Annotated in this window: 6 protein-coding genes and 1 pseudogene; 2 read left to right on the forward strand and 5 right to left on the reverse strand. The window is 70.1% G+C overall.

Annotation, left to right across the window (positions count from 1 at the left end; genetic code table 11):
• Window positions 1-323: 323 nt before the first annotated feature.
• The 5 genes from VT52_RS21365 to VT52_RS21385 all read right to left on the reverse strand — a co-directional run bounded on the left by VT52_RS21365 (window position 324) and on the right by VT52_RS21385 (window position 6,001).
• The gene (locus VT52_RS21365; RefSeq protein WP_071387516.1) at window positions 324-815 is read right to left on the reverse strand and encodes a (2Fe-2S)-binding protein; all 492 of its coding nucleotides are present in this window, start codon (window positions 813-815) and stop codon (window positions 324-326) included.
• Entirely contained in the window at window positions 812-1,741 is a 930-nt protein-coding gene (locus tag VT52_RS21370) for an FAD binding domain-containing protein (RefSeq protein ID WP_071387517.1), read from the reverse strand. The genes VT52_RS21365 and VT52_RS21370 overlap by 4 nt, the downstream gene beginning before the upstream one ends.
• The gene (locus tag VT52_RS21375; RefSeq protein WP_206306578.1) at window positions 1,738-4,011 is read right to left on the reverse strand and encodes a xanthine dehydrogenase family protein molybdopterin-binding subunit; all 2,274 of its coding nucleotides are present in this window, start codon (window positions 4,009-4,011) and stop codon (window positions 1,738-1,740) included. Before VT52_RS21375 ends, VT52_RS21370 begins: the two co-directional genes overlap by 4 nt.
• 231 nt (window positions 4,012-4,242) lie before the next feature.
• Window positions 4,243-4,716 carry a PPC domain-containing DNA-binding protein gene (locus VT52_RS21380; RefSeq protein ID WP_071387518.1) on the reverse strand — a complete coding sequence of 158 codons (474 nt, stop codon included), beginning with the start codon at window positions 4,714-4,716 and terminating at the stop codon, window positions 4,243-4,245.
• Between the two features lie 67 nt (window positions 4,717-4,783).
• The gene (locus VT52_RS21385; protein WP_071387519.1) at window positions 4,784-6,001 is read right to left on the reverse strand and encodes an amidase family protein; all 1,218 of its coding nucleotides are present in this window, start codon (window positions 5,999-6,001) and stop codon (window positions 4,784-4,786) included.
• 255 nt (window positions 6,002-6,256) lie between these two features.
• Here VT52_RS21385 and VT52_RS21390 point away from each other — a divergent pair, with 255 nt between their 5' ends.
• Window positions 6,257-7,234, forward strand: a complete 978-nt coding sequence (locus tag VT52_RS21390) for a putative antibiotic biosynthesis monooxygenase (protein WP_240509834.1) — start codon at window positions 6,257-6,259, stop codon at window positions 7,232-7,234.
• A 290-nt stretch (window positions 7,235-7,524) separates the two neighbouring features.
• Window positions 7,525-7,853: pseudogene (locus VT52_RS38455) on the forward strand (hypothetical protein); the annotation flags it as partial.

Raw genomic sequence — 7,853 nt, forward strand, 5'->3', positions numbered from 1 at the left:
CGGACGTCGCCGCCTCGCCGCCGGGCGGTCGCATCGTGGGCTCCTCCGGGCGCCCCACCGGCGGCCACGCCCTGGGGCCCAGACGCACCAGCCCGTCGCGGGTCCTGGCCGTGTCCGGGCCGTTACGAGTCAGTGCGGCCTTCGTCGCGATGCGGCGCCGGCCGTCACGGCGCCGGTTGTCGGGGCGGGGGCCTTCGCGTCCGGTGCGCACACCAGCACCACCTCCGAGAGCCTCCTTACGCCTTCCCTGCCCGACGGCCGGCGGCCGTGACGCACGCTCACCGGCCGGGCACACCCTCACCCTGATGCGCCGAAGCCGGTCGTCACGGCGCCCTGCCGGCGGTTCCCCGCTGCTCCCGGGCCGCGCGCACGACGGCGCGCCGGATGGGCTCATAGCCGGTGCAACGGCAGATGCCGGATCCGACAACGCCCGCGATGGCCTCCGGGTCGTCAGCGAGGCCGGGATCGGCTTCGAGCGCTCCGGCTGCCGCCATGAGGAAACCCGGTGTGCAGAATCCGCACTGGAGAGCGTGCTCGGCCGAGAAGGCACGTTGCAGCGGATGAGGCTCGCCGTCGGGCTCCGCAAGGCCCTCGACGGTACGGACCGAACTGCCGTCGCACTGGACGGCCAGCACCAGACACGAGCGAACCGGCCTGCCGCCCATGAGAACGGTACAAGCCCCGCAGACGCCGTGTTCACACCCCAGGTGGGTACCCGTGAGGCCCAGATCGTCGCGCAGGACATCGGCGAGCAGGCGGCGTGGCTCCACGTCGACAAAATGCCCGGCACCGTTCACATTGAGTGTGATCTTCATCGACGTCCCTCTCGTACGGCAAGCCGGGCGCGCTGGTCCGCTGCCGCTTCGAGGAGCGTTCTGCCGACCAGGACGGCGATGACCTGCCGCTTGTACTCCACATCCGCGTACGGTTCGGCGACCGGTGCGGCGTCCTCCTGGGCGGCGATGCGGCCGGCGTGGGCGAACAGGTGGTCATCGGGGAGTCGGGCCCCCTCCGGGAGCGGACCGATGTCGGCACCGGCCAGCGACCGTTCGGCGGCGCGGGCCCGCACCGGGCGGTCGGCGCAGTTGGCCAGCCCGATCCGTGCGCCGCTGATCGCGCCGTCGGTCACCGTGAGGGTCGCCGCGACGGCGACCTGGGCGAAGCAGAACCCCGTACGGCGGTGCTCGAGGAAGCCGACGCCGGTGTCCTCGCGAAGGAGCGGGAGGCGAACGGAGGTGATGAGCTCCATGGGCCGGCGCTCACTGCGGTGCGGCCCGAGGAAGTAGTCACCGGCCGCGACGGATCGTGTGCCGTCCGGGCCGGTCATCTCCACCACGGCCTCCAGGGTGACGCCGATGGCGCACCATTCCGAGGCGGGGTGGGCCCAGCCGAAGGAGCCGACCATGGTCCCACGGGAACGGATGGGCGGATGGGCGATGTTGACCACGGCCCGGGACAGCAGGGTCCCCAGCGGGCCCGGTGCGACTTCGGCCGATTCGAAGGCCGTGTGGCGAACCAGCGCGCCGACCCGCAGGTCGCCGTCCTCGATACTCATGCCGCCGAGTTCCCGGATGCGGTTGATGTCGACGACGAGGTCCGGCCGGACGCGTTGCAGGCGCATCTCCAGGATCAGGCTCTGTCCTCCGGCGAGCACCTGGGCCTTGTGTCCGGTGCCGCCGAGTGCCTCGACGGCCTCGGCGACCGTGCGGGCCGCCACGTAGTCGAAGGGTGCGGGTTTCACCGGACGCCTTCCCCGTGTCCGGGTGCGCGCGCGGCCCGCCAGACGATGTCGGGGGTGAGCGGCGTCTGCAGCAGGCCCGGATCGGCGATCCGCAGGGCGTCGGCCACGGCGTTGACGATGGCGGCCGGAGCGCCGATGCAGCCGGATTCCCCCGCTCCCTTGGCACCCAGCGGTGTGCCGGGGTTGGGTGTGCGGGTGTGCCTGATGTCGACAGGCGGTATCTCCGCGAACGTCGGCAGCAGGTAGTCCAGGAATCCGCTCGCCAGACACGGTACGCCGACGTCGTCGAACGTGATGCCTTCGTAGAGAGCCTGGCCGATGCCCTGCACGGTCGATCCGAGCGTCTGCCCATGGACCGTCGCGGGGCTGAGGACCACCCCGCAATCCTCGACGGCCACGAGTCGCAGGACGTTCACGGTACCCAGATCCGGATCCACCTCCGCCACGGCGACGTGCGCGCCGAAGGGGAACGCGACGCTGGTCTCGTACCGGTCCTCGACCCTCAACGGCCCTGTCGCCTTCACCAGATCGCCCAGGCTCGTGGCCGCCGGACCGCCGGAGGCCGCGTGCACGCCGCCGTCGGCCCAGTCGACCTCGTCGACCGGCAGCCCCCACGACTCCGCGGCTCGTTCGCGGGCCTCCTGGACCAGGAGGCCCGCCGCGTGCTGGAACATGGCACCGGCGACCTGTGCCGACCTGCTGGCGAAAGATCCCACTCCTTCGGGCTGTTCGTCGGTGTCGCCCTCGATCAGACGGACGTGTGTCTCCGGGACACCGAGAGCCTCGGCGACCAGCGCGGGGAAGAGGGTCTCGTGACTCTGGCCGCTGGACGCCGCACCGCATCGGGCGGTGACGGTGCCGTCCTCGTGGGCCTCGACGCTGCCGAACTCGTGCAGAAGGCCGGCCTCACCGCCGGAGCGCTCCACGTAGCAGGAGACTCCGATGCCCAGCGGCAGTGCGTCCGGGTCGTCATGGCGGCGGCTCCGCTCCGCGCGCCACTTCTCGTATCCGAGCGTCCGCAGCGCCAGATCCAGGGCGGCGGAGTAGTTCCCGCTGTCGTAGCGGCGCCCGGTCGGTGTCTCGTACGGGAAGGCGTCGGAGGGGATGAAATTGCGCCGCCGCAGCTCGACCGGATCGATCCCGAGCCGCCTGCCGAGCAGGTCCATCGTGCGCTCGATCGCGGTCGTCGCCTCGGGGCGTCCGGCGCCCCGGTACGGGTAGGTGACCATGGTGTTGGTGAGCACCGAACGCACGGTCGCGTGGACGTGCGGCGTGGTGTACGCGCCGGTCGCCATGCTCGCCGTGATCATCGGCAGCGTCACACCGAGGTGCGGATAGGCGCCGGCATCGGCGTCGATCGTCAGCTCGTAGGCGAGGAGCCGTCCTTCGGTGTCGGCGGCGAGCCGTACCGTCTGCTCCTGTCCCCTGCCCCGGGTGGCGACGAGCATCGACTCCAGACGGTCCTCGATCCAGCGGACCGGCCGTCCGAGCCGCAGGGCCAGGTAGGCAACGACCAGGTACTCGGGGAACATGGCGCTCTTCGACCCGAAGGCGCCTCCAGTGTCCGGGACGACCACTCGGATCCGGTCAGCGGGCCGGCGGAGCGACGCGGCCAGTGAACGAGCGAGCCGGTGCGGCATCTGGTGCCCCGCCCACACCGTCAGCCGGTCCCCCTCGGGTACGGCGAGGATCGTGCGGCATTCCATGGGGCTGGGCATCAGCAGTTGCTGACGATACGCGGCCTCCACCACCACGGCGGCGTCCTGCCAGACGGACGGATCGACGGGCGTACCCGCCTCGCCCCGCAGGGCGATGTTGCTCAGGCCGTCGAACAGGCGCACGGAGTCGTCGCGCAGTGCCGCCGACGGCGTGACGACGGCGGGCAGGGGATCGATCGTGGCGTTCACCTCCGCGACCCCGTCCTCGGCCCGGTACCGGTCCTCTCCGACGACGACCGCCAGCGCCTCGCCCGGGTAGCGCACCCGGTCCTTCACCAGTGCGGGCCACTCCCGTCCTGCGACGGCGTCATCCTTCGACAGCCGGTCGAGAATGGCGACCGGGGGAAGGTCCGGCAGATCCGTGGCCGACCAGGCCCCCAGCACACCCGGCACGTCACGGGCGGCCGTGCAGTCCACCGCCCGCAGCCGGCCATGGGCCACCCGGCTTCTCACGAAGGCCGCTTCGAGACATCCCGGCACATCGATGTCGGCGACGTACCGGCCTTTCCCGGTGAGCAGCCGCGCGTCCTCGCGCCTCGCCCATCGCGCCACGGCATACCTCCTCCGTCGTCCGTGCGTGAACCTGCCGGGCAGGAGCCGCCCACCACGAGCACCGCGCGAGATCTCTGATCCACACCGCGCGGAGGGGATTCGGGCCCCGTCCCGCCGACGATGCCTCCTGTGCCCCGGCGCCCGCTACCGTCGTGCCGCTGAGGGGCCGAGGCGTCCCCCGAAGTCCGTGCGTACCAGCCCCAGGGCCCGCAACCCGGCTGCGCGCACCGCTCATTCGGGGCCGGTGGGCGTGCCGAAGGACAGGGTGGGCATCTGGTAGGCACCGGTTCGGGGACGGGTCAACGCCGGTTCCAGGGTCTCGACCAGGAACAACTCGTTGATGAACTGCACATGGCCGGACAGCAGGTGGCTCGTCCGTCCCTCGGCCGCGTGGCTCCGCAGTCCCGCGGCGACGTGGACGTGCGGTGCGACCTCGTGGGCCTCCTCGTTCCAGGCGATGGTCCCGCACCCCAGCATTTCGACGTGTTCGTACTCCGCAGCGGACCAGACCGGAGCTTCCGGGTCCGCGATGTGCTCGCAGGTCCCCACGAGCCGGACCGAACGGAATGCCCCGAGGAACATCGGCAGGTAGCCGGCGCGGACCTCGTGCTCGGCGCAGAATGCCGCCAGTTGTGCGAGGAACTCCTCCCCGTGGTCGAGCGCGATACCGAAGGCGCGACCCGTGGTGAGTTGGGCGAAGCGCATGTCGGAACTCCTCGGGCATCCTGGGGGCTTGTGTCCCACCCGCCACCGGGCGGGCATCGCCGTGCCCCTACTGGCGGGACGGGTTCTCGGTGCTGGTGGCTCGCGCGTAGCGGACGGCCGCGTCGAGCAGGGCGGGTTCGGTGTGGTGCCTGGCCAGGACGCCCACGCCGAAGCGCCGCCCGCTCGTCGGGACCACGAGTTGCGGGCATCCGGACAGGCTGGCGGGTGCGGTGAGGCGGAACGCGGCCAGACGATAGGCGGCCAGTTCCTGATCGTCGGCATGCCGGGACGGCGGCAGATGGGGCATGACCGGCAGCACGACCACGGACCCTTCCTCGAAGACATCGTCCAGTCGTGCTCGGTAGTCCGATCGGGCCTGCTCGTCGGCGCGCTTCTGCGCCTCGGGCATCCGGCTTACTTCCTCGGCGTTCCGCAGGCGTCCGGCGATCAGCGGGTGGAACGCGTCCCGGTGCTCGCTCACCCACGCGCCGTGTGTCTGCCAGATCTCCCCGTCGACCAGGCGTGCGAAGACCGCGGCCGGCTGCTCGGCAACGAAGTCCGAGAAGGCCAGCGACGAGTCGACGGGGCTGTCGAGGGCGGAGGACAGCATCGCCACGGTCCGCCGGATGGCTTCTGCGGCCTCGTCGCTGACCAGGTCGAGGCAGTCCTCCGGGAATCGGATACGCGAGACCTTGCCGCTCGGTGTCTCGTCGCTCTGCCCGGTCGCCACCGAGTGGGCACGCGCGAGCGGTGACGGCTCACGGCACAAGAACCCCACGGTGTCGAACGACGGGGCCAGCGGGAGTACCCCGGTGGTGTCCATCAGTCCTTGGGTGGGACGCAGGCCGAACAGCCCGCAAGCCGCCGACGGGACACGCACGGAACCAGCCGTGTCGGTGCCCAGTCCGATGTCGGCGAGCCCTCCTGCCACCGCGGACGCCGGACCCGATGAGGAACCTCCGGTCAGACGGTCCGGGTAGCGCGCGTTCACCGGGGCCTCGCCCTCGCCGGTGTTCCCCTCCAACGAGTACGCGAGCTCATCCAGCTTGCAAAGCCCCGCGATCGCCGCTCCCGCGAGGGTGAGTCTCTCCAGCAACGGGGCTGTCACCTCACTCGGCGAATGGGTGGAGCGCCAAGCGGTGAGCCCGTACGAGGGCGTGTGTCCCTCCAGGGCGAACATGTCCTTCACAGCCACTGACAGACCGCTTAGAGGACCCTGGCCGAGGGCCGGTCGCGGGGCGGAACCAGGCACCCAGCAATTGAGGTCTTCCTTGACCTGCGTCATACTTCATCGCTCCTTCTTCCGAAGGCAGGAGAACGGGCGTCGTCCAGAAGGACCGGGCCCCCGCTGTCGGCCTCGCGGCTCTCCCGTGGTGCCCGCTGTTCATTCGCACCTCTTCCCGTCCGCAAGAGGGTGCGATACGCGTGCGCGGAAGGGCGGGTGCCGGCGATACCGATGCCGTCTCCGACATTGCGCGCACTCGCGGTCCGCACAGCGAGTCCCGAGCAGTGGAGGTTCTCGGCGGGTAGCATCAGTGTAGTGAAAAACTCGGAAGACCACCTGCCTTCACAGTCCGGCGCCACATTGATGCTGTCGGTCAAGGTCCGTCCGGGCCTCAGGGAAGAATATGAGCAGTGGCAGAGCCGGGTGATCGACGCGGCGAGTGAATTCTCCGGTTTCGAGGCGGCAGAAGTGCATCCGCCGGCGTCGGCGGAGGGAAGCGACTGGGTCGTCGCCTTCCGCTTCTCGCACCCGGAAGCACTCATGACCTGGATGGGTTCGGAGACACGCAAGTCCTTGCTCGAAGAAGGCGATCCGCTCCTCCAGGACCACAGGATCCAGGACGTTCTCATCGGCGGCGCACCCACCAGGCGGGAGAACTTCACCGCGGTCATCGGGCACGATGTGCGACCGGGGCACGAGGACGGCTATCGGCACTGGCGGAACAAGGTGCTCAAAGACGCGGGCGACTGCCCCGGCTATGCGGGTTCCGAGGCATTCAGCCCCGTCCGGGGTGTCCAGGAGCGATGGGTCATGCTCGTCCGCTTCGACAGTCGCCTGCACCTCGAAAAGTGGATGGAGTCCGACGCCTATGCGAAACAGCTGGACGCGGGTCGCCAACACTTCGCCACGCATGACGTCCGTAAAGTCCCGTCAAGCTTCAGCGGGTGGTTCCGCTTCGACGAAGAAACGGCTTCCGGAGCTCCCCCCAACTGGAAGCAGGCTTTCGCCATCCTGCTTGCGCTCTATCCCGTCGTGATGATTATGGCGCTCTTCCTCGTGCCCGTTCTGAATGGCATCGGAGCGCTGTCTCCCCTTTACATCCAGGGATTCATCCAGAGCGCCCTGGCTGTCGGGGCCCTGACCTGGATCTTGATGCCTGTCGTGAATCGGGGGCTCACCTTCTGGCTCATCCCCGGCCGTAGCCGCACAACTACCCTTCAGGTCGCGGGAACCGGCATCGTCGTACTGGGCTGGATCGTATTCCTCGTCGTATTCGGGCTTGCCACCCGGTGACGCACCCAGGGCTTGATCAATTTCCATGGGTGTCGGAGTGTCGGGGTGTCGGAGTGTCGGGGTGTCGGTGATGCCCGGGATCGGGAGTTCTCGTTCCGGCTCGTCGCGGATGGCCCGGGTGGTCTCGGCGAAATCGTCGGCTTGGTCCCGGTGTGGATGGTAAAGGCGTCCTCGGCGGAGACCGGTGACGGCGTGGCCGCTCTCGCGGGTCTCGCGCTTGCCGGACTGCTTGCGGCACCGCGCTGTCAGGCCACGGCGGTGCCGTGAGCCGGCCGTGGGCAGTCGGCTGGTTGGTTCTGATCACGGCGATGCGGTGGGCCTTCTCGGTCTCGGCCAGCCAGGAGATGTTCGCCTTGACCGAGTGCAGGGCGTCAAAGGTGACGACGGTGTCGGCCGGACGCAGCGGCGCAGGAAGGGCACGGAAGCGCGTGGTTTCGTTCGTCTTCCCGGCCGGCCTCCACCCGGGCGCGGGTCACCACACGGCCGTGGGTGACCGCGGGGAGCAGGTGCCGGCGCGGCGCGGCGCGACAGGCCGAGCCCTTGGGCGCTTTGCCTTCGACGGCGATCACGCGTGGTCGCCCGGCCCCGAGGCGGACGGCGGGCGCGGCGGGCGCGGCGG

Source organism: Streptomyces malaysiense (genome assembly GCF_000980885.2).
Lineage (GTDB): Bacteria > Actinomycetota > Actinomycetes > Streptomycetales > Streptomycetaceae > Streptomyces > Streptomyces malaysiense.

Bases quoted from the DNA above. Each gene is read 5' to 3' on its own strand.
- VT52_RS21385 (WP_071387519.1), bottom strand. From the start codon at position 6,001: ATGACGCAGGTCAAGGAAGACCTCAATTGCTGGGTGCCTGGTTCCGCC.
- VT52_RS21365 (WP_071387516.1), bottom strand. From the start codon at position 815: ATGAAGATCACACTCAATGTGAACGGTGCCGGGCATTTTGTCGACGTG.
- VT52_RS21380 (WP_071387518.1), bottom strand. From the start codon at position 4,716: ATGCGCTTCGCCCAACTCACCACGGGTCGCGCCTTCGGTATCGCGCTC.